This is a genomic window from Brevibacillus sp. MCWH, from assembly GCF_013096935.1.
Classification (GTDB): Bacteria; Bacillota; Bacilli; order Brevibacillales; family Brevibacillaceae; genus Brevibacillus; species Brevibacillus aydinogluensis.
In genome coordinates this window covers 80,226-101,410 of the sequence record NZ_SDLF01000003.1, presented here as the reverse complement: position 1 = coordinate 101,410, position 21,185 = coordinate 80,226, and the positions used below count along the sequence as shown (strand labels likewise).

The following is a 21,185-nucleotide window of genomic DNA, read 5'->3' as shown; positions in this document are numbered from 1 at the left end:
CACCCTTAATTCAGAATCGTCATTGCAATTCAACAGGTTTTAACCGGTGCCGTCCTCATTTCCGTGCAGCGGCCCGGTTTGGGAAATATTTTGTCCGGATTGAGCAGATTCCGCGGATTGAATACGCTGCGAATCTGCAACTGGGCGTCCAGCTCGTCATCCGTAAAGATGTACCGCATCTCCTCTTTTTTCTCGATGCCTACTCCATGCTCGCCCGTGATTGAGCCTCCCGCGTCCGCGCACACCTTCAGCACTTCCGATCCCACCCGGACTGCCCGTTCTGTTTCGCCCGGGATTCTGCTGTCAAACAAGATCAACGGATGCAGATTGCCGTCTCCGGCGTGAAATACATTGGCGATCCTCAGCCCAGAACGCTCGCTGATCTGTCTGATTTTCTCCAGCACTTCCGGCAGCCGGCTGCGCGGAATGACGCCATCCTGTACGAGATAATCGGGTGAAATGGAACCCATCGCGGGGAAGGCCGTTTTCCGGTTGGCCCACCATCTCGCCCGTTCCTCCTCGGTCGCGGCCACCTTTACCGCCGACACCTTTCTGCCCTGGCAAACGGACACGATCTTTGCGATCTGATCGTCAATGCCGGCGGCAATCCCGTCCACTTCGATCAAGAGAACCGCTTCTGCCTCCTTGGGGTGCCCGATCGGATACGTGCCTGCTTCCACGCCCTCGATCGCCGTTTTGTCCATCATCTCCAGCGCCGCAGGTATGATGCCGGCCGCCACGATGTCGGAGACGGCCTGGCTTGCTTCTTCCACACTGTCGAAATAAGCCAGCACCGTCTTTTTCCCTTCCGGATTTTTCAAGATGCGCACCGTGATCCGGGTGACGATCCCCAAGGTTCCTTCCGACCCGGTTATAAGCCCCATCAGGTCGTAGCCCGGTGCATCGGGAACGCCGCCGATTTCCACGATCTCTCCGTTTGCCAGCACCACCTCAAGGCCGAGCACATGGTTGGTGGTCACGCCGTACTTGAGGCAATGGGCCCCACCCGCGTTTTCCCCCACATTGCCGCCGATGGTGCAGGCGTATTGGCTGGAAGGGTCGGGTGCGTAATAGTAGCCTTTGCCCGCTACGGAATTTGTCAGTTTCAGATTGACGAAGCCAGGTTCCACCACGGCCAGACGGTTTTCGTAATCGACGTGAAGCAGCCGTTTCATCTTCACCAGGCTGATGATCACTTCGCCGCCCAACGGGACGGCTCCGCCGCTCAACCCGGTTCCCGCTCCGCGGGGGATGAACGGGATGTTTTGGTCGTGCAGATACTTCACCACTGCGGCAACTTCTTGAGTGCAGGACGGAAAGACGACAGCCCGCGGCGGGTGTTTGTGCACAGTGTAGCCGTCGCACTCGTAGGTCATCAGATCCTCCTGTTGATATAGGATGGAATCCGCCCCCACAATCCGCGCCAGTTCATGGACAATCGGGTCGATTGCCGACATGGATCATTCCCCCCTTACCGCTTCCGCTTGGTTCGCAGTCAGCGCTTCCCGCTCGTACGACCAATCCAGCAGTTGTACGGTATGGACGATTGTTGTCGTTCGACCGTGCTTCCTCGCCCCCATTATCATCTGCAACATGCAGCCGGGATTTCCCATCACGAGCAGATCAATTTGATCGGGGACGGCTTTCATTTTCTCGTCCAGAATCTTGCCGGCCATCTCGGGATTGGTCAGATTGTAGATGCCGGCGCTGCCGCAGCAGCGGTCCGCAAGCGCCATCTCGATCCACTCCACTCCCGGAATCTCGCGCAGAAGCTGCCGCGGCTCGTCGCGAATGCCCTGCCCGTGGGCGAGATGGCAGGCATCATGATACGCCACCCTCGCCTCTACCCTGCCGCGCGGTTTCTGATAACCGCGGGCAACCAGGAACCGGGAGATGTCTTCCACTTTTTCCGCAAAGCGAACGGCTTTGTCGTGATACGCGGGATCGGTGCGCAACAGTTCGGGGTATTCCTTGAGCGCACATCCGCAGCCCGCTGCGTTTACCACCACGCTCTCCACATCCGCCGCCAGAAACGCGTCGATGTTTTGTCTGGCCAGCGCCTTTCCCTGCTCCCGGTCGCCCGCGTGAATGTGAAGCGCTCCGCAGCATCGCTGTCCGCGCGGCACGATCACGTCGTACCCGTTTCGATTCAACACGCGTATCGTCGCTGCGTTGATCTCACCAAACATCACATCCATCACGCAACCGGTGAGCAGGCCGACTCTCCCCCTGGCCGGTCCTGCCGCCGGAATCACTTCCGGGCGCGTACGCATAACGGGATCGGTGACGGTCGGCAGGACGCGCTCCATCTCTCGCAGGTGCTGCGGGAGCAGGTTGAGCAGTCCCGTTTTTCGGAAGAGCGACTGCAAACCGCTTTTCTGGTACATCTTCAACAGATTTCCCACCATGTGCAGCCGGGATGGATGAGGAAACACGCCTCTCAGAAAAAAGGAATGAAGAAACGCTTTCCAACCCGTGAGCGGAATGGCCTTGCGAATTTGTCCGCGAGCGGCCTCAATCAGCGAGCCCACCTGTACGCCAGACGGGCAGGCAGTCTCACATGCGCGGCAATCGAGGCAGGTAAAGACAGGGTTTTCAATCCCCGCACTGATCGATAGCTTTCCTTCTGCCACGGACTTGATCAGATGTACCCGGCCGCGCGGGGATTGCTGCTCATGCCCTGTCTCCAGATAGGTGGGGCACGACTCCAGACAGAGCCCGCAGTGAACGCATGCGGAATACTTCTCTTCGTCCGGCGGATCTTCCCACCGAAAATTGCCTTTTGCATGAGATACAGGCGCACTCACGTCAGATCCCCCCTATGAATCGGTTTGGGTTTAACACACGACGCGGATCGATGGTTCGCTTAATGCCCTCCATCAGGAAAAAGGCGGCAGGTTGTCTCCCCCACACGTCCAGCTCTCGCCTCTGTTTGAGCGTAGCGTGCTGTATGACTGCATAGCCTCCCCTGCTTTCGGCCAGCGAGCGTATCTCTGTCAGGTATGCGGCAAAATGCGCCGGGTTTCCCCTTAAATAGACGCGGGTAATGCCGTGACCAACCCCGCCGTGGGTCTGGACGGCCAGGTCGTACCGTTCGCCGAGCTCATGGCAGGTCTTGACGATTTCGAGCACATCCAGGTTTTTACTGCCAATTTTTATCGCCATCGTTTCCTCTCCATCTCCGGAAGAAAGGGCGGAGGGAGGCAGCCGGGCGAAACGCATCCACCACTCTGCAGCTTCCTCCTGCTCCCAAGACAGAATCTCCGTATCTTTCGGCAGTCGTGCCTTTACCCACTCTTCCTGATAGCGGACCGCTTTCTCTTCATCTTCAAAGGCGATCGCCAGCGCATACCCGTTTCCTCCACTCATGTATTGGTTGACAGCGGGACTGAGGAATTCCATCGAGACGGGTTCCATTAGGGAATCGAGGAGAGATACTGCAAAGGAGCGGATCTGAGTAAAGTCAGAGCGGGAGAATGCGAGGAGCAGCAGGGTTTGAAAGGGCGGGAGCGGGCGCAGTTTCAGCGTGATTTCACTCATGACGCCCAGCGTCCCCATGGAGCCGATAAACAGCTTGTTCATGTCGTAGCCGGCTACATTTTTCACTACCTTGCCGCCTGTTCGAATAATGCGGCCATTGGGATAGACGACGCGCATCCCGATGACGTGGTCCCTGACCGAACCGTAGCGCATGCGCTTCGGCCCGCTGTCGTTGGCAGCCACGACGCCGCCGACGGTCGCATGCCGGGGCCAGTACGGATCGAACGGAAGCATCTGGCCATGGGCAGCCAGATGCGTATTGATCTCCTGGATGGTCGTTCCGGGCTTGACCGTCACGGTCATGTCACCTGGCGCGTAGTCGACAATCCCCCGGAAGGCGGACAGACCGAGCAGGATGTCTGTGTTTGCTTCGGTACCGCCAAAACCTCTTTTCGTTCCGCCGCCCATCGGAATGACGGTCCACCCTTGTTCGTACGCCGCTCTCAGCACTGCTGCGATCTCTTCTTCGGTTTCCGGAAAGACTTCGTATAAGCCGTGATTGCCGAGAACGTGGGACGAGTTCGCCGCCGGCCGTATGCTCCCCGTACCAATGACCTGTGAGATCAGCGTCGCGTCCATGTTCTTCCCTCCCTTGCACACAATGTCACAACGTTCCGTTCAACAAGGCTTCCACATGGGCCAAATGCTCCACCATCGCTTGTCTCGCCTGTTCCGGTTTTGCATCGCGGATGGCCTCGAACACAGCCACATGCTGGTGAAAAATCACCCGCTCCTGCTCGGCATCAGCCAGAATGATCCGGTGGCAGTCCATGATCCCCTTGCGGATCGCCGACGAAACGGTCTGCATCAACTGCACGAGGTGCTCGTTTTGCGTGGCTTCCGCAATAGCAAGATGGAAGTGGAGATCGGCTCTCCACCCATCCCGCGAATCCGCCTGGGCCAAGCGTTCCAACGTCTTCTTCATGTGGTACAGGTGGTCCGTATTGCGGTGAACCGCCGCCAGTTCGGCCGTCCCTGCCTCAAGGATTTTCCTCACCGCAAAGAGCTTGTGGATATCCTCTTTGCGCACGAGGCTCACGCCTTGAAAGACGCGAGAACAGTCAGACTGGCGGACGAATGTGCCGTTGCCGTGTCGGACTTCCACCAATCCTTTCCCTTTCAGCGTCGTGATGGCATCTCGCACAGCGGTACGGCCCACGTTAAACAGTTGGCACAATTCCCGTACAGATGGAAGCTTGGCGCCGGGCCGTACATGTCCTGCGGTAATCCACTGCTCTATTTGGAGCGCCACCCTGTCAGAAAGCTTCTGTCTGTCGATTTTGACCGCTTCCATCTGCTCACTCCTTCCCTACTCCAAGATCTCATAGCCGGGGATGGTCAAAAACTCGACGAATTCATCGGCCAGGACCAGTTCGGTAAACAGCCGGGCAGCCTGCTCGAAGCGTCCCGCCTCATACGCCTCCCGGCCGATTGCCTCCCTGATTTTCTCCAGCTCTTCGTCCCGGATTTGTTCTGTCAATGCCGCCGTAACTTTCCGCCCGTCCTCCAGGATGCCTTTCGGATGGCGAATCCACTGCCAGACCTGAGCACGGGAGATTTCCGCAGTCGCAGCGTCTTCCATCAGATTAAAAATCGGGACAGCGCCGGTACCGTTCAGCCAGGCTGCGATGTATCGAATGGCGACGTGGATGTTGGTCCGAAGCCCCGTTTCCGTGATCGGCCCTTTGGGAACCGCCAGCAGCTCTGCGGCTGTCACATGCACGTCTTCCCGTTTGTTCTCCACTTGATTGGGGGCCGGCATGTGCTGGTTGAACACATCCATCGCGACAGGCACCAATCCCGGATGCGCGACCCACGTGCCATCGTGCCCGTCGCGCACTTCCCGGAGTTTATCCGCCCGGACCTGTTTCAGGGCCTCCTCGTTTGCAGCCGGATCGTGTTTCACCGGAATGTGGGCGGCCATACCGCCCATCGCGTGGGCATTGCGCTTGTGGCACGTCTTGATGGTCAGAAGGGAATAGGCCCGCATGAATGGGACCGTCATGGTCACGACCGATCGATCGGGCAGAATCACATCCGGGTCGCGGCGAAACTTTTTGATGTAGCTAAAAATGTAGTCCCAGCGTCCGCAGTTGAGTCCGGCCATATGATCCCGCAGTTCCCAGATGATTTCGTCCATCTCAAAAGCGGCTAAAATCGTTTCGATCAAAACGGTCGCCTTGATGGTTCCCCGAGGGATTCCCAATTGATCCTGGGCCCAGACGAACACGTCGTTCCACAGCCGCGCCTCCAGATGGCTCTCCAGTTTGGGCAGGTAAAAATAGGGACCGGAACCGTTTGCGATCAGCGTCTTGGCATTGTGAAAGAAGTAGAGTCCGAAGTCGACCAGACTGCCGGACGCCGCTTTTCCATCGATCAGCAGGTGCTTTTCATCGAGGTGCCAGCCGCGCGGCCGCACGATCAAGGTGGCCACCTGTTCCTTCAGGGCATACGTCTTGCCTTCGGGACTGACGTACCGGATCGTGCGGTTGACCGCGTCCCGCAAATTGATCTGCCCCTGGATGGTATTGACCCACGTCGGCGAATTGGCATCTTCCAAATCAGCCATGAACGCTTTCGCCCCCGAGTTCAAGGCGTTGATCACCATCTTTCGGTCTCCGGCGGGCCCGGTGATTTCCACCCGACGATCCTTCAGATCAGATGGAATTGGCGCAATCGTCCACGAACTGTCGCGGATGTGTTTGGTCTCCGGCAGGAAATCGGGCTTTTTACCGGTGTCCAGTTCCGCCTGTCGCAGGACCCGCTGCCGCAAAAGCGCGTCCCGCCGCGCGGCAAACGCCCGGTTCAACCCGGCGACAAACCGCAGTGCCTCCGGCGTCAAAATCTCGGCAAACGCCGGCGTAACTGTCCCGGCAATCTGCACTCCGTTTACCTGTTGTCCTCCTACCGCCACTATTGTCCTCACTCCATTCCTGATGGGAAATCGAACCCTGTTCAGTTATCAGATATGTGATGAGCGGAAAAATCATGTCACGTGGTTGTTCCAGACCACGCCAAAAAAAAGCGCGCCAGGATCAACTGTCCTGACGCACTCTTTGCGCTCGCCTGCCCATGCAGCCCAACACGCCTCAAGGCTTCACTGCTTTCTTTTGCAGTATTGCGGGATTGATGGTGATTGCCGCTTGGTACGCTTTTTTCGCATCTTCGGGTCGGTTCAGTTGTTTGTACAAGGACGCGAGCATCAGATTGGTCCGATAGTTGGTCGGATACACTTCAAGGCTGCGCTCGAGGAAGCGGACCGCATCCAACAACCGGTTTTCGCGGCGGCTGATCTCTGCCAGTTCGTTGAGCGGTTTCCAGGTAGACATGCTCTCGTCTGCCAAGAGGTAATACGGCGTCTTCGCCTTGCGCTCCAGCGCCTGCTGCAGAGCGGCTTTTGCTTCGTCCAGGCGGTTGTGCCGCACCAGAATCGTACCGAGCATGAAATAAGCGTCGGAGAAGTTCGGCTGCTGCTCAATTGCCCGCTCGACGTACTGCAGGGCCAGTTCGCTGTCATTCAGCGACAGGGCGCACGTGGCGGCACGCAGCATAAACAGCGGATTCTCAGGGTCATTCGGATCAGACTCGATCAGGATGTTCTGCTGCTCGAGCGCTTTGCCCCACTCGCGGATTGCCATCAGATAGTACCCGAGTTTGTTGCGTGCAAACCGGTCATCCGGATGCTCCTCAAGGTGTCGGCTGAAATTTTTGACGCGCAGATGGTTTTTCTGGATGATGATCTCGTCCTGCATGTAGGCGCGGTGGGCGATTTTGATTTCGCTGTCCACAACCGCTCCCCGGTCTTCCGGAAGGACCAACTGCGGATCGATCGTTCCCAAAAAGCGGGAGTCGGGCTGCAGATTCAGCAGGCGGTAAGTTCGCGGTTCATCAAACGTGCTGACCGGGTCCTCGAAGTGAATCGCCCGGACGCTCGCTGCTTTGGTCTTCCCGTCCTGCACCAGTTCGCCAATCAACGCATGGCCTTCCAGGATAAACTCGTCCGCATCCATCCAAATCAGCCACTCTTTGTTGGCTTCCTTCAGCATGATGTTCAACATGGCGGCTTCGTGCGGCTGATCGTGAACGCGGACCACGCGGGCACCGTATTCTTCCGCAAATCGTTCTGCAAACGCATGCTGCCCCATGTCCAGAATGTACAGGTCTTCCGTCAGCGGACGGAACGAAGACAAACTCGCATGGAGAAACGGTTCTTCTGCCGGGACACGCAGGATGACGCACGCACTCAGGTTTTTCAACATCGTTCTCACCTCATTGGTTTGATGGTTGACGCCTTACGATATTGGTGCGAAGTTCGCAGCAATACGCTCCTTCGTCGTTGGAAAACCACTCCGAGGAGCGGTCGGGCAGCCGTTCACTGAACGTCACCCGTGTTTCTCCCCGCAGATGCGTGAGGAGCAGGTCGACCAGAAAATACGATCGGAAGTTGACATAAAAAGGTTTCAACTCACTGTTCACACGCACGAACACCTCGTCGGGCATGCCGTAATGCTCTTTTAACCGCCACACGTGAAGAAACCGTTCATGCGGCAACGTGGAATCGGACAACCAGTCGGCTGCCGGCAGGTTCCATGTCTCCCGCTGGACCACCAGGCCACGATACGTCAGACGGGGCAGGTGCCCCTCCGTCCTGATTTTGGGAATTTCGATGCTCGGCTCGGCAAAGACAAAAGCGACTGGTGAATTCGGGTCGCCCATGTACGGAATGAACCGCTTGCCGTCCGCATCCACCAGCACCAATTCTCCGTCTTGTTCCACGACCCAGAGTTCAGAAAATGTCCGTACGGCATCACCTCCTTTCTGCGAACGCCCAAGCAGCGTCAACGTCTGCTCGAACATTTCGACAAAGAAGCTTTTGCCTGCCCGCTGTTTCAATACGACGTTTGCCAGAAATTCGCCGTTCGGCAAGGCTTTTAATGCCTCCCTCACCTCGGCGATCTGCGCTTCGCGCTGTGGATGGAAATAGAGCAGGTTGCTCATGCCCTGCGTGCAGCAATGTACTTCGCCAATCACCCATTGATACTCGCCGCGATTGACGTGTTCCACGCTTCTCGCTTGCAGCATGAGGTCCGGGGAGCAGACGCACAGCCGCTGATCGAAAGCGTGACCGGCTGATTGTTCGCGGAGCCACTCGTCCGGCAGCTCGACGACCCGCTGGTCCCGCTTCCCGCTCGCATTCAACCGCTCTACGATGTCGGAAAAGTCAGGATGGAACCCTTCGCTGCTCATCCGGCTGGTCAATTCCGACAATACGGCGAGAAACGGCAGTTTCTCCTGGCCCCACTCTTCCCTCATCGCCGCAACAATCTGCCTGGCCTGACGCTGAGCATGCTCCCGCTTTTTCATCGCCACCGCCGCGCCCCAATCGAGCAGCGGGCTGATCCTTTGCTCCAAGTCCTCCTTCATGTCCAGGCTAATCAAGAATTCCTGCACATCGCCCAGCGTCTCCTCACAAAACAGCGAACGATCCGCATACGTCTCGCCATGCAGTTGGGTGGAATCGCGTCCGGTCAGCCGTTCAAACAGTGCGGACGCCTGTTCCAGAATCTCCGTTTTGCCTTGCGCGTCGGCAGCGCTGTAGGCCGTTTGCCACGCAGCGAACTGCCGCAAATCAGCGCTCCACTGCCGCTGTGCCTCATCGGCCGGGAGAGCGTCCACAAAGGCGAGCAGTTCTTCCAGCACCTCATGGCACGCTTGCGGAACACGGAATTCCCACAGGATGATTCCTTTGTCCCGCAGTTTTTCCAAAGTACTCCTCGTCGTCTCTGTGCATCCTGCCAACAAATCCCGCGCCGGAGTTTGACCATCCGCCCGATGCAGCACCCGCACGACTTCGGACGGCAGAGGGATCCGTTTTTGCGTCTGGGCGTGAACCAGCCCTGTTTCCACCAGATAAAACGCATCGTGCACAGCGATCGGCATGTACTCGCGCCATTCCTTGCGGCGGCTCACCTGCTCTGCCAGTGCCTCCACCGCCCAATAGGTCAAAAAGCTGCGGCGGCGTTTTGGAATCGGACCGCTTCGCTCCACCGTAAGCAGCTGTTCACTGTCTCGAAACAAGCCGTAGTTGAGCGGACCAAAAAAGCTCGTCGTGTCATTTTTGAACAAAAAACGCTGCAGGTAGCGAATCAATGTGCGGCTGTCATAGCGCTTGCCGGACGATTTCAACTTTTTCGCATCGGCGGCTAGAAAGCGCTGCAGCGACCGCCAGACCTGCGCACTGGAGTGTGCGACCGCTTCCTGCACGCGCGGCAGGGAAAGCACGCGTTTGAACGCCTCCATGCACTGGGGCCACTCGCGCTCAAAAATCGCTGCCAACTCGGTCGTCAGACGCATTTTGTGCTCACGGATTGCTTCGTAGCGATTGCGCCATTCAACGAGCGGCAGTACGTCAGGCAGCGGATTTTCCAAAGGCAGTGCGCTTCCCTTTTCGACTGCTTTTCGCCACTTGTACAACCGCTTGAAAACCGGATCGCCTTTCGGATGCGTTTCCTCCAACGTTTTCACCCACGCGGGAAACTGCTGCAAAAAATGTTCCTGTTCCCGCTTGAGCTCTGCCTCAGCGCGTAAAATCGCCTGCATTTGCTCCACAGTGGCGGAAAACTCAATCGGATCCATAAGATGCTGGGGAAAACCCGTGCTTCTGACAATAAACGCTGACAAGAACGACCACTGACCAGCCACTCAATCACCCCTTTTTGGCATTCTCCACGCTGACGACGGCGAACAGAAGTCATCCCTGCATCTGCTCTGTCTGTGCCTTGGCCTGCTCTTGCCGGATCGCTTCGAGGCGTTTTTTTGCTTCAGTGACGAGGTTGGGTGCCGTGATGCGCTCATAATACGCGCGGGCTTCCTCCACCTGTCCGCGCCGCTCCGCCACCATCCCCAGCACGTAATACAGCGGGTCGGGATGTTCGGCATGGGCGAGCGCCTTCTGGAACATGCGCTCAGCAGCTTCATACTTTTTCAGAGCCAGATAGATTTTTCCCAGATGTTCATACGCGCCGACGTGATCTTCGCGCACCGCGACGATGTGCCGCAGGTGTTCGGCCGCTTCCTTCAGACGCTTGTGGCGAAGCAGGCTTTTGGCCACCGCATAGCGCCACTCGATCTGCTCCGGAGCCTGTTCCAGTGCTTGCTCGTACACCTGCAGCGCTTCTGACACCTGACCCGCTTCTTCCAGGCATCGCCCATAGTGAAAAGCGTGTTCCGCCTGCGCGGGATGCAGCCGCCGCAGTTGCGCAAATGCCTGCATCGCTTCACTCCACCGCTCTTTTTGCATGTACAGCGCAGCGAGATTGTGCCATGCCTTTGCATGTCCGGGTTCCTGTTCTACACACCGCTTCCAGTTTTTGATCGCCTGCTCCTCCATGCCTTGCGCAGCATAGGCGTTGCCGAGATGGAAACGGGCCGAGGAACTGCGCGGGACAACGAGCAGGCAGAGATGCCACCAGGCCCAGAGCAGGTAAAACTTGATCCGAAAGCGGGAACCATCCTGCACCAGCAAACCGGACGATTTGCTGCTCTCAATCGGAGAGAGCGGCTGCGGATTCGGCATAGACCCGCACCATCCCTTCTTTTTTCCATTTGCGAAGCAGACTGCGTAGTGACTCCGCCTGTCGGGCGGGGAATTTCGCCAGAAGCTCGGCCTCTTTGACCGGCTGTCTGCACAACTCGATCACGTTGAACACCGCGCTGTTTACCACCGACATCTTCCCCCGGTCGTTTCGATAGACGACATACGTAAGTGATTGTTGAAGCGGCTCTGCTTCCGGCCAGGGAGTTTGCCCGATCAGAAATGTCCGCCAACGCTGCTCAAGCGTGCCAAACGGATAAGAAAAGCGGCGGGCCTCCACGTCCGGGGAGAGCTGCAGGACCGCTTCCCCGCCTTCGTCCGGCAACTGGTTCGCCTGCTGCGAAACTGCACTGCGTCCTTCCCCCCGAAATGCCCAATCATCCAGTTTCAGGGCGGTCGTCGGGAGGTCACCCGCACGTCTTTTCAATCCGGCGATATAATCCGCTGCAAGCGGGTACAGGTCCGCACTGTTCACTCCATACCTGGACACAAACGGGAAGTGGCGCTTCAGATCACGCTCCCGCTCTGCCTCCCCGATCTCGACGATGCCGTAAGCGGCCGGATCGTTCCAAAAACGACTTCCCGGGGTAAGCCGGAACAGTTGAAAGCGAACCAGCCGATCGTACGCGAATTGGTGCTCGTTGAGGAAAGAGACAAACGCCTCAAAATCCCGCGGATCTGACAGCGGATGGCCGAACACCACCGACAAAAGCACGCTGCAACCTGCTGCGCGAGCGTTTCTCCAGGAATCGGTCATCTGCTGTTTGGCCGTATGCTGATCGGGATAACCGAGGAATCCTTTCAGCTCGAAGTGCAAAAACTCGCAGCCGGCCGCGGCCAGTTGAGCCGCTTGTTCCGCAGACAGCCAGGTGCCATAGGAGACCAGACTGCCCCAGGCAGGCCGGAAGCCGTCCGCTTCCATCAAGCGCGCCAGTTCGCACAGCCATTCCGGGATAAGCGGTGTGGAGAGGTAAAAGCGAAGCGTTGGTTTGCGTTGCGACAATGCGCGCATCCGCTGATACAAGCCGGCAATTGTTTCTTTATCCCCCTTTCCATCGAAGAAAGGGTCGTCCTCCACAAGCGGGAGCACCGCCACGGGAGGTTGGCCGAGATAACGGTCCAACGGCAGTCCTTCCAACGTCCACAGGTCCGGGCTGTCAGTACCCTCTGCCAGCAATGGCTGCTCCTGCACTGTGATCCCGGAGAACAGACCCGGACCGCATGCGAGGGTGTCGATCCACTCCTTCCACGGATTGCTTCCCCCGAGCGCTCGACTGATGAACTGGGCGAAAGGACCGGCCAACACAATCTCGGCAGAGACTGCTGCTTCCTTTAACATGCGGGCCAGCGTCAGCGACGGGATCACCTGCTGATCCACTTCGATCCAGAGAATGACCGCATCCGGACGATCCGATTTGATCTGCCCGACCCGCTCTCGCCAAAAGGGGACGTACGGATTAACCGCATCGTCAACGGCCGCTCGACGGCACTGCTCGGACGATTCGCTGGAATACGGCAGATTCAGGTCATGAAGCGAAATCAGCGACGGAAAGGCGGACAGTCCCGCTACTTCCAAGGCGTGCTGCACGATGCGTTTTGCCTCCTCGCGCTGCGCGACAGAGGAACCCCGGTTTTGCAGGACAGACCAGGCGTGTTCCACCTGCTTGGGCAGATTGGCGCCGTACAGCAGCGCGCGGCCAGTTCGGTAATACAGGTACTCTTCCCGAAGTGTTGACAGCCTGCTGCCTTCCTCCATCTGGTTCAGCGTGCGCTCCGCTTCCAGCCGGCAGGCCGTCAATCTTTTCGGATCAAGGAAAAAGTCGTAGGCATGCTGATTGTCGTCATCAAGCCGAACAGTGTGATGCAGCGCCCGCAAGCGCTTGGCAAGCGTGGAGGCGCGGTACGGGACGCTCGACGGATCGGCCTGAGGGGGAACGATCACCTGCAAGGAGAACATGGTCATACCTCCGTTTCCGCTTTACATGTCAAGACTCGCTGGACCTGAAAATGGCGCCAGAGTTCGCCCGGGTCTTCACCGTTCAGGTAGGCGGTCATCATCCTGCCGGTAATTCCGCTGAGCAGGATACCGTGCTGGGCGTGACCCGTCGCGACATGCAGTCCCTCCCACCCGGGCAGGGGGCCGATCAGCGGCATTCCGTCGCTGGACATTGGGCGCAATCCGACAAATGTATCATGAATCCTGGCTTGCACCAAGGCGGGAACTGCGGAGAGCACTTTCAGCAGGTGCGTGATGCCCGCAACGGTGATTTCCTTGGCAAAGCCGGCGTGTTCCTGCGTCGCCCCGACGACGATGCGACCGTCCTTTTTCGGGACCAGATAGCCGCGTGCAGTGTTTATCAGACAAGGCAGAGCGAATCCCGCAAGCGAAACGACCAGCATCTGTCCCCGCAAAGGGGTCACCGGCAAATCAATGCCGACCAGCTTTAGCAGTTCCGGTGACCACGCTCCGTTCGCCAGAATCACATGCTCCGCGTAATAGTGCTCCATTCCGGCAGCCACCCCGATCACGCGCTGCCCTTCCGTCAAGAATGCAGTGACCGCCGTGTTTTCCTGCACAAGCACTCCGTGCTGGCGAGCAGCCTGCAGCACGGCTTTCAATAACAACCCCGGCGTGACGTGATACTCCTGTGGACTGCGCATGGCTCCGGTAACGCGCGGGGACAACAGGGGCTGTTCCCGCCGCACCTGCTCTGGTTCCAGCCATTCTTCCTGCCCTCCCAGTTGGCGACGTTCCTGATAGAGGGCAAACATCATGTCCCGTTCCTGCTCATTTGTCGCGATCCGGTACAGCGGGTGGCATTCCAGCCAGCAGTCTATCCCTGTTTCTTCTTCCAGTTGTTGAATAATTGTTCGCATCTCCGCCAGGCCTTGTACGGACAGATCGAGATACGGTCCCTTCCCGCTGCCCTCTGCAACAGTGGTCAGCAGCCCCGCCCTGGCGCCGGATGCCTCCCCGCCAGACAGCCCGCGATCGAGCATCCGGACGCTGCGTCCGCTATGTGCCAGCAGATAGGCAAGTACCGAGCCGACAATCCCCGCACCGACTACGATAACGTCAGATGTGCGTTCCAAGGGATACCACCCCCTTTTCGTCTTCTTTTCATTGGAGGAGCAAATCAATAGAGATTGGTGAGATCAAACGGTCGATTCAGTTTGGTGTCCGGTTTGTCAATCGCGTACGAAATCAGCTCCTCCAGCTCCTCAGCGGAGAGGTCGTTCCAGCGGGACAGCGCCTTTTTCGCTTTTTCCGCCGCGTCCCCTGTCGGCTGCAGGTCCAGCGCTTCGCGGAGCACTTGTTCGGCCTCGAGGGTTCGTCCCTGTTTTCGCAGGCTCAGCGCACGGCCAAGCGCCACTTTGGGGAGATTGTCTTCCTGCAGCAGTTTCTTCTTGGCGTCGATCGCCAGTTGATACCAATGGGCGGCTTCTTCGTACTGTCCTTCCCAGAAATACACGCCGGCCAGTCCTCGCGCGATCACGTCCTGGTAAAAGAGCGAATGCAGATCGCAGGCAAGCCGATAGCTGGCCGTAAGCGATGTGATCGCTTCCGCTACCTGCCGGTTCTTGTACTGCAGACCGCCTTTGCGGTAATAGTAGTGCTTGGCAAACACCGGTCCGGACGCTTTGAGAAACTTTTCAAAGAACATCCATTTGGCGATCGCCTTATCCAGTTCTTTTCCGTATTCGTGCAGAACGGTGATGTTGGAGATCAGGTTGATTTTAATGTGGATCGCGTCGCTCGAGCGGTGTCCGTGTTTGATGTAGTCAAGCGCTTTGAGGCAGCACTCGTAGGCAGCGCTTCTGTTTTTCTCGTTCACGTACGTCAAGGCGCACAGGTTGTTCAACCAGGTCCGCTCAATGTCCGCCAGTTCTCCCTGCACGCCGGCGAGGCACTCCAGAGCCTGTGCGATGTAGTCGCGTCCCGTGACGGAGTCGTTCAGCCGTTTCGTGTACAACAACGCCAGGAAAAATTTGTTTTCCGCCGCCTGTACAGGGTCCGATACGAACTGCCCCCCGTATGTGAACACGTCAATCGCTGTCGGGAAGTCTCCCATATAGGCGTAGAGGATGCCGAGCAGATGAATGACTTCCACCCGGTTTTTTGTTGAAAACCTGGGAAGCATCGGCCACACCTGCGCGATCGCCCGCAGGGAGTGGTCGTGATTTTTTGTAAATACGGAAACTTCCAACAATTCCAGAACCGCTGTTTCGATCGCCTGCACATCGCCGCGCTGCAGCGCCTCGCGGAAGGCACGGGTTTTCTCACGCTCCGCATTTGCCGCCGCAGCCGCCTCGCCCGCCGGTTGTCTCTCTCTTGCCGGGGCCTGGTACGCTTTGCCCTTTAGCGAGCAGAGGATTGCTCCTGTCTTTTCGGCGATCCGGTTCAAGAGGTCGATGCGGATCTTCGCCACGGGGAAAAACGCTACGTGTCCTGTTCCTGCGCCGGAAGCCGCCAGCACATCCGGCACGCCCTCCTCGTGCACTGTAGCGGTGATGGCAGCCGGGAGGGAGAAGAGGCATTGTGCCAGACGGGCTATGCACGTCAACGTGTGTTCATCCATCCGCTCCAGATGCTCAAAGTGAAACAAAATGCTCCGCTCCTGACGTCTCGCATATTTCACCAGAAGCGTTACGACCATCTGGGTGACGCGGAACATCTGCTCCGACTCCTTGTGCAGTCGGCGGCGCGACGGAGCCACAGCGATGGCATCCAGGGCAGGTGCGGAGCGAAACTTCTCGTCGCTTCGCAATTCCGGCATCAGGTACAGCACTTCAGATGCGACGCTTTTCAGCCATGCCTCTTCCCGCTTGTCATCCATCAGCACGCCAAGGGCTTCCCGAATCAGCGGCATCAGGGAACTGAACCCCAGCGTATCGGACTCCGTTCCATCCACGACGAAAATCTTTACATCCATGTCTGCCAGGTTTTCCCTCACCGCCGCGATGCCATGGTCCACATCCAGCAGCCAGAACATGCTGTCATGGCCTCGCTCCTGCAAACGCCGCTTGAGCGTTTTCCACAAGGTTGGTGCATCCATTTCCCGCTGCGCTTTCAATCTCGACGTTTGGCTTTTCACCTTCATCCGGCTCACCCTTTCATTATGCGCGGAGGCACATTGTGCGAAATTCGCAGCAATAGCGCTCTCCGCCGTCGTCCAGCCACAGGTCGTTCGGTGCGGGCAGCATCTCGCTGAAGACAGCTGTCCGCGATTGCTTCAACAGTCCCTGCAGCATTTCCAAAAGGAAAACGTTCGCGAAATCGATGCAGAATGGTTTTCGCTCCCCTTCCACACGCACGAACACCCAATCCGGCATGCCTTCCTGCTCCTTGAGGCGATACACGTGCAGCATCAAATCGAAGGGGTGATCGCTTCCTTGTTCCACCCGCCAGGCGTCAGCATCCAATTCCCAACGTGCCCGCTGCAGCAGTACACGCCCCATGACGATGCGCGGTGTGCGATTCCCTGTCTTCACTGTTCCAATTCCCAGGCGAGGATGCGAAAACAGGGCGACCGGGTCCAGCGGCTCCGCGTGCAGCGGCGGATACAAGCGCCACTCCTTGCCCGTCTGATCGTGCAGGTACACCTGCCCCTCCCGATTGGACACGTGCAATTCACCGGCCGGGATTACTTGGTCGTCGATCTCCGGCAGGCGCGGCAGCAATTCAATCACCTTGCCGGGCAGCCGATAGGGGAAAATTTTTGTCTTGCGGTGGTAGGCGATCTGGGCCATATGCGGATACGCGCGCTGTCGTTTGGCCCACGTGTCGATCTCTTCCATCATTCGCTCCCGTTCCGGGTGGAAGCAGGCGGACGGGAACACCGCCGTCAAAAATTGCGGATGTGCTTCACCCACCACGATCTGTACGTCATCACCGTCTGTAGGAATGAACATCAAATCGACGGAGAGAAAGTACGAATCCAGGTCGTCTTCCGCCTCTCCCACCGTCTGCCCCGTCCCTTCCGCGTCCAGATCGGCAGCCTGCAGGCAGATCGGCGTGGAAGGATCGCCTTCCTCAAACCGCTGCGCTGCCGCCCGCTGGAAGCTGGAGAGCGCCGGTTCGGGCAAATGTTGTTCGCCAGCGATCCGGGAGCGATGGTGGAGAAAGCGCAGGTAAGGCATCGTTCCTCGGCCGTTGGACCATTCATCCAACAGGCGGGCGGCGTCCTGCCGCTCTTGCCGGGATGTCTGGATCGCATCGGCACGCGCTGCCTCCAGTATCGGCTGCAGACTTTCTTCGAGCTGCGCCCAAAGCGTTCCGCCGATCTCGATGGCTAGCGGGCCGTGCGCATCTTCAAACACGATGCTGCGGTCCGCGTACATCTCCCCCGCTTCGCGGGTCGCATCCCGCGCTGTCAACCGGGCGAACATCCGCTCCAACTCGCGCAGCCGCTCCTTTCGTTCCGGCCACCCGGTCTCTTCCAGCGTCCTGATCTCCTCTTGCAGGCGGAGCAGGTTGGCAATCCAGCCATCCCGCTGCGGAAACGACTGCGGTTGTTCCTTCAGCCACGTCAGTATCCAGGCGATCGGGTCTGCTTCATCCCCGGGCAGGAGCGGGTGCAGAATGATCGCTTGTTGCTGTGCGAGAAGTTTCCCCTCCGCCAAAACCGCGTCAAGCGGCTGCCGGAGCCGTTCGGCCATCTCGCGAAACGAGAGCGTGCCGTCCGCCAGGTCGTAGACGGCAGCGGCGAGTGCGGACAGGGTGGTCTCTCGTCCGCTCAAGCCTGAACGGAGCACGTGATCGTTCACGCGGCTGTACAGCGTGTGACGCCGCGGCCGTAAAAAGGGGGTGGCTCCCGGTTCTGAGCAAATCTTCTCGAGAAGCGTTTCCGCCGCCCAATAACTGCAAAACACGCGCCGCTCCCTGACAAACGGCACAGCCCATTCGTACACGACAGGCGCCTGCTGTTCGGGATTGGGCTTGGCGTAATCGATCGGACCAAAAAAGCTGTTCGTTTCGTTTTTCGCGCACAACCGCTGCAGATACGTGATCAATCTGCGTTCAAATCGCTTGTCGTCCGAGGTGCGTTCCCCGCGCGGATTTTCCAGGTAGCGCGTCACAGCCTCGTCAAAACGCGGATTCATCGACCACAACGCTTCCCGCAAGCGGGGCGAATGCAGCAACTGACGCAATCGGGCGCGCTTTTCTTTCATTTCCGACTCCGCGCACTCCCGGCCGGCCCGCTGCTGCTCGGCTGCCTGCTGCAGCAGATCATTCCAGGCTGCTACGTCGCGTCCGAGCTGATCGTACCCCTCTTCTTCCACCGGGATGGCGGGGCATTGCAAGGTTTTCCGCTTTGCAAGCCCTTTGCGGATCTTGGACATCGTCGAGAGGAGGTGCCGCCGGTCCTGACCGTTTTTTTCGCGCACTACCAGGTGTTCAATCAAACGCACGATCGCAAGCCTTTGTTCATCCAGCCGTTTTTCGATCTCCAGCACGTTTTTTACGCACGCAAGCGTTTCGGTAAAGCGCAGACTTTCCAGCCAGTTGATTGGAAACCCGGCCCGCCGAACGATTACGTACGGCATAATCCGCCACTTGCTCATTCCTGATCCCCCACCGCATCGGCATGATAGAAGACGGACGTCCGAAATTCGGCGCAGTAGCGGTTCCCCTCCGTATCCCGCAGCCAGAGATGTTCAGGACCCGGCAGCATTTCGGTGACGATCGCCACCTGATCCTCCCGCATAAAGGACTCCCACATCTCCAGGAGGAAGTAGTTGTGAAAATCGATCAGGAACGGTTTCGGCTCCGTGCTTACTCTGACGTACACATACTCCGGCATCTTCAATTCCCTGCGCAGTTTCAACATGTCGTAAAACAGCTCGAACGAGGTGCCGGCATAGGTTTTCCGCCAGCGGTCGTCGCGGGTCACCTTCCATCGTTCGCGCTGGTACACCACGTCACCCAACACGATGCGCGGCGTCCAGTCACCCAGGTCCACCCGAAAGGGAACGACTCTCGGGATCGCAAACCACTCGTGCGCCATGGAGTGCAGTTCGCCGTTGTACAGGCGGATCGCTTCCTGTTCCTCCGCCAGTATGAGCTGCAATTCTCCATCCGGACTGACGTACAGTTCCGCAATTCCCTTTTTGTCGTGGCGGTCGCTGACAGACCGCGCTCTCATCTGAATGGTGTACCCCGGAAACTCAAACGGGATGATCTTCAAACGCTTGGAGCCGAGCATGTTTGCCATCGGCCGTCTGACGATCGCGGCCAGTTCCTGCCACATCCGCTCACGGACCTGCTCCTCCTCCGGGTGAAAGGACAACGCCCATCCCCACAGCAGCACGGTATCGTGAATTTCCCCGAGAATAAGCTGGTCGGCGACGGCTTCCCCCCCTGGTATCACCATCAAGTCCGGGGAGCAGAACAACGGGTCCTCGACGTCGGGGGCCTCCTCCCCCACCAGCGCAGCGATCTCGTCGGGGTCAAGCACCACGACGCGCTCACCGCTTTGTTCGGCAAGCTGGCGGACCCGTTCACCGAACTTCTCGGCAAACGAGCTTTGCAACGCGGCGAACTCCCGCGTCCACTGCTCCCATTTTTCATGCCGCATCGCATCGGTCAGGAAGCGGATAAACGGAATCATACGGTCGGTCTCGCCGTACAGTTCCCGAAATACCTTTAGCGCGAACGTCCGATGAAGCTGTTTCAGTTCCACAGCGTGCTTGGCCGCAATCTGCAACACGGGGCGCAAACGCTGTTCCCACTGGCGGCGGGTTTCGACGCTCATCCGCAGATGGGCGAGCTGCCCCCGGCACTCTTCGTAAAACAGCGTACGGTCCGCGTACATGCGACCGCCACTGCGTTCAGTTGCCTGCCCGGTCAGTTCCTGGAAGATTCTGTTTGCCTCTCCCAGCATCTGCTCTTTTGCAGCGACGTCCCCGTCCGAATACTTGTTTTTTAGCTCCAGCAGCCGCCGCACCGATTGGCGCCACGTATCCACTTCCGGATCATCCGTCTGCACGCACTGCATCTCGTGCATCAGCCATTCGAGCGTGCGGGTGGCGGTGATTGGCACTTCCCATGCCAGGTTGATCAGCTTCTGCTGCTCCAAACCGAAGAGCCTTTCCCTGAGCTGTTCTTCTGACATCTCCACTTCCCGCATCATTTGCTCCACCGTCCGCGTGCCGTCGGCCAGATGCAGCAGCTCGTAGTCAGCAGAAGGGAGCTTGGATCGTTTTTGTGTCAGCGCGTTTTGAATCGTTCCATCGTCTCGCAGGCGATAGAGAAAGCTGCGTACAGGTCTCAGCCGGGTAAACACACTTGGCAGGCGGGAAAACGTCTCCGCAAGCGTTTGGACAGCCCAATAGGCCATGAATGTCTCCCTGTGCTGCAGGGCAGGCGTCCAGTTGTAGCGGATATCGGGCCGCTTTAGGGAGACGTCCGGATCGTGCGGGGCGCAGTCGTCTGCAAAGCAGCCGTAGTTGATCGGTCCAAAGAAACTGGTCGTTTCATTTTTGCCGACCATGCGCTGGAGATAGGCGACAAGCTGCCGCTCCAAACGTTTGGTCTCCGCGTTCCGTTCTTCACCCGATGCATGCAGGTAGGCCAGCAGCCCTTTTCTGTACATATGGGGACTGGAGAGGAAGACCGCCTCCTGAAAACGCGGGTTGGAGACGAGGGCGCGCAATTCGCGCCGCTTTTCCTGCAGTTCTGCTTCAAACACACGGACAGCGGCCGCCTTGGCAGCGTGAAGGGCGTCCAGCTTTTGGTTCCAGTCTGCCGCCGTCTCCGCAGGTCCGCCGTGCTGCCTGATCCATTCCAACTCCTCTGCGGTAATCGCCTGCATTTTGCCGATTGATTTTTTCAGCCTCTTCCAGCGCAGTGCGACATCCCGGTCCCTCAGCCAGTCACTGCCGTGTTCCCGGAAGGAACTGAGCACGCGATTCAACTGTTCTTCCTTTTCAAACAAGTCCTCAATGGCCTGCACTGTTCTCGAAAACCGAAGACGCTCGATGTCAGAAAAGGCGAACCCGGTACTCCGCAGGATAAAATCATTGGCCAGTTTCCACTCTCCGCTCATCG

Annotated in this window: 13 protein-coding genes; all 13 read right to left on the bottom strand. The window is 58.2% G+C overall.

The genetic code is table 11. The features are described 5' to 3' along the window. Positions 1-29: 29 nt before the first annotated feature. The 13 genes from ETC00_RS03580 to ETC00_RS03520 all read right to left on the bottom strand — a co-directional run bounded on the left by ETC00_RS03580 (position 30) and on the right by ETC00_RS03520 (position 21,183). The gene (locus ETC00_RS03580) at positions 30-1,457 is read right to left on the bottom strand and encodes an FAD-linked oxidase C-terminal domain-containing protein (RefSeq protein WP_171564589.1); all 1,428 of its coding nucleotides are present in this window, start codon (positions 1,455-1,457) and stop codon (positions 30-32) included. 3 nt (positions 1,458-1,460) lie between these two features. After that, positions 1,461-2,807, bottom strand: coding sequence for a (Fe-S)-binding protein (locus tag ETC00_RS03575; protein ID WP_171564588.1), 1,347 nt, complete (start codon positions 2,805-2,807; stop codon positions 1,461-1,463). A gap of 1 nt (position 2,808) precedes the next feature. After that, positions 2,809-4,119: an FAD-binding oxidoreductase gene (locus ETC00_RS03570; protein WP_171564587.1), complete on the bottom strand. Its 1,311-nt coding sequence runs from the start codon at positions 4,117-4,119 to the stop codon at positions 2,809-2,811. Positions 4,120-4,144: 25 nt separating this feature from the next. After that, positions 4,145-4,834 carry a FadR/GntR family transcriptional regulator gene (locus ETC00_RS03565; protein ID WP_171564586.1) on the bottom strand — a complete coding sequence of 230 codons (690 nt, stop codon included), beginning with the start codon at positions 4,832-4,834 and terminating at the stop codon, positions 4,145-4,147. A 15-nt stretch (positions 4,835-4,849) separates the two neighbouring features. Next, positions 4,850-6,454, bottom strand: a complete 1,605-nt coding sequence (gene aceB, locus ETC00_RS03560; RefSeq protein ID WP_171564585.1) for a malate synthase A — start codon at positions 6,452-6,454, stop codon at positions 4,850-4,852. Between the two features lie 175 nt (positions 6,455-6,629). Further along, positions 6,630-7,799, bottom strand: a complete 1,170-nt coding sequence (locus ETC00_RS03555) for a tetratricopeptide repeat-containing glycosyltransferase (protein WP_171564584.1) — start codon at positions 7,797-7,799, stop codon at positions 6,630-6,632. Between the two features lie 10 nt (positions 7,800-7,809). Next, complete coding sequence (locus ETC00_RS03550; protein ID WP_171564583.1) at positions 7,810-10,242, bottom strand: lantibiotic dehydratase; 2,433 nt, start codon at positions 10,240-10,242, stop codon at positions 7,810-7,812. 49 nt (positions 10,243-10,291) lie between these two features. Beyond that, positions 10,292-11,116, bottom strand: a complete 825-nt coding sequence (locus tag ETC00_RS03545) for a tetratricopeptide repeat protein (RefSeq protein ID WP_171564582.1) — start codon at positions 11,114-11,116, stop codon at positions 10,292-10,294. Further along, on the bottom strand, positions 11,085-13,091 hold the full coding sequence (locus ETC00_RS03540) for a radical SAM protein (protein ID WP_171564581.1): 2,007 nt from the start codon (positions 13,089-13,091) through the stop codon (positions 11,085-11,087). Before ETC00_RS03540 ends, ETC00_RS03545 begins: the two co-directional genes overlap by 32 nt. Before the next feature lie 2 nt (positions 13,092-13,093). Continuing rightward, positions 13,094-14,227: a glycine oxidase ThiO gene (gene thiO / locus ETC00_RS03535; protein WP_171564580.1), complete on the bottom strand. Its 1,134-nt coding sequence runs from the start codon at positions 14,225-14,227 to the stop codon at positions 13,094-13,096. A gap of 44 nt (positions 14,228-14,271) precedes the next feature. Next, positions 14,272-16,236 (bottom strand): tetratricopeptide repeat protein, encoded by a 1,965-nt coding sequence (locus tag ETC00_RS03530; RefSeq protein ID WP_171564579.1) that lies wholly within the window; start codon positions 16,234-16,236, stop codon positions 14,272-14,274. A 16-nt stretch (positions 16,237-16,252) separates the two neighbouring features. Next, complete coding sequence (locus ETC00_RS03525) at positions 16,253-18,700, bottom strand: lantibiotic dehydratase (protein WP_171564578.1); 2,448 nt, start codon at positions 18,698-18,700, stop codon at positions 16,253-16,255. Next, positions 18,697-21,183, bottom strand: coding sequence for a lantibiotic dehydratase (locus ETC00_RS03520; RefSeq protein ID WP_171564577.1), 2,487 nt, complete (start codon positions 21,181-21,183; stop codon positions 18,697-18,699). The genes ETC00_RS03525 and ETC00_RS03520 overlap by 4 nt, the downstream gene beginning before the upstream one ends. Positions 21,184-21,185: the final 2 nt, after the last annotated feature.

Coding starts and splice junctions, on each gene's coding strand:
- ETC00_RS03565 (WP_171564586.1), bottom strand. CDS start 4,834: ATGGAAGCGGTCAAAATCGACAGACAGAAGCTTTCTGACAGGGTGGCG.
- ETC00_RS03545 (WP_171564582.1), bottom strand. CDS start 11,116: ATGCCGAATCCGCAGCCGCTCTCTCCGATTGAGAGCAGCAAATCGTCC.
- ETC00_RS03525 (WP_171564578.1), bottom strand. CDS start 18,700: ATGAGCAAGTGGCGGATTATGCCGTACGTAATCGTTCGGCGGGCCGGG.
- ETC00_RS03555 (WP_171564584.1), bottom strand. CDS start 7,799: ATGTTGAAAAACCTGAGTGCGTGCGTCATCCTGCGTGTCCCGGCAGAA.
- ETC00_RS03540 (WP_171564581.1), bottom strand. CDS start 13,091: ATGTTCTCCTTGCAGGTGATCGTTCCCCCTCAGGCCGATCCGTCGAGC.
- ETC00_RS03570 (WP_171564587.1), bottom strand. CDS start 4,119: ATGGACGCGACGCTGATCTCACAGGTCATTGGTACGGGGAGCATACGG.
- ETC00_RS03580 (WP_171564589.1), bottom strand. CDS start 1,457: ATGTCGGCAATCGACCCGATTGTCCATGAACTGGCGCGGATTGTGGGG.
- ETC00_RS03530 (WP_171564579.1), bottom strand. CDS start 16,236: ATGAAGGTGAAAAGCCAAACGTCGAGATTGAAAGCGCAGCGGGAAATG.
- ETC00_RS03520 (WP_171564577.1), bottom strand. CDS start 21,183: ATGAGCGGAGAGTGGAAACTGGCCAATGATTTTATCCTGCGGAGTACC.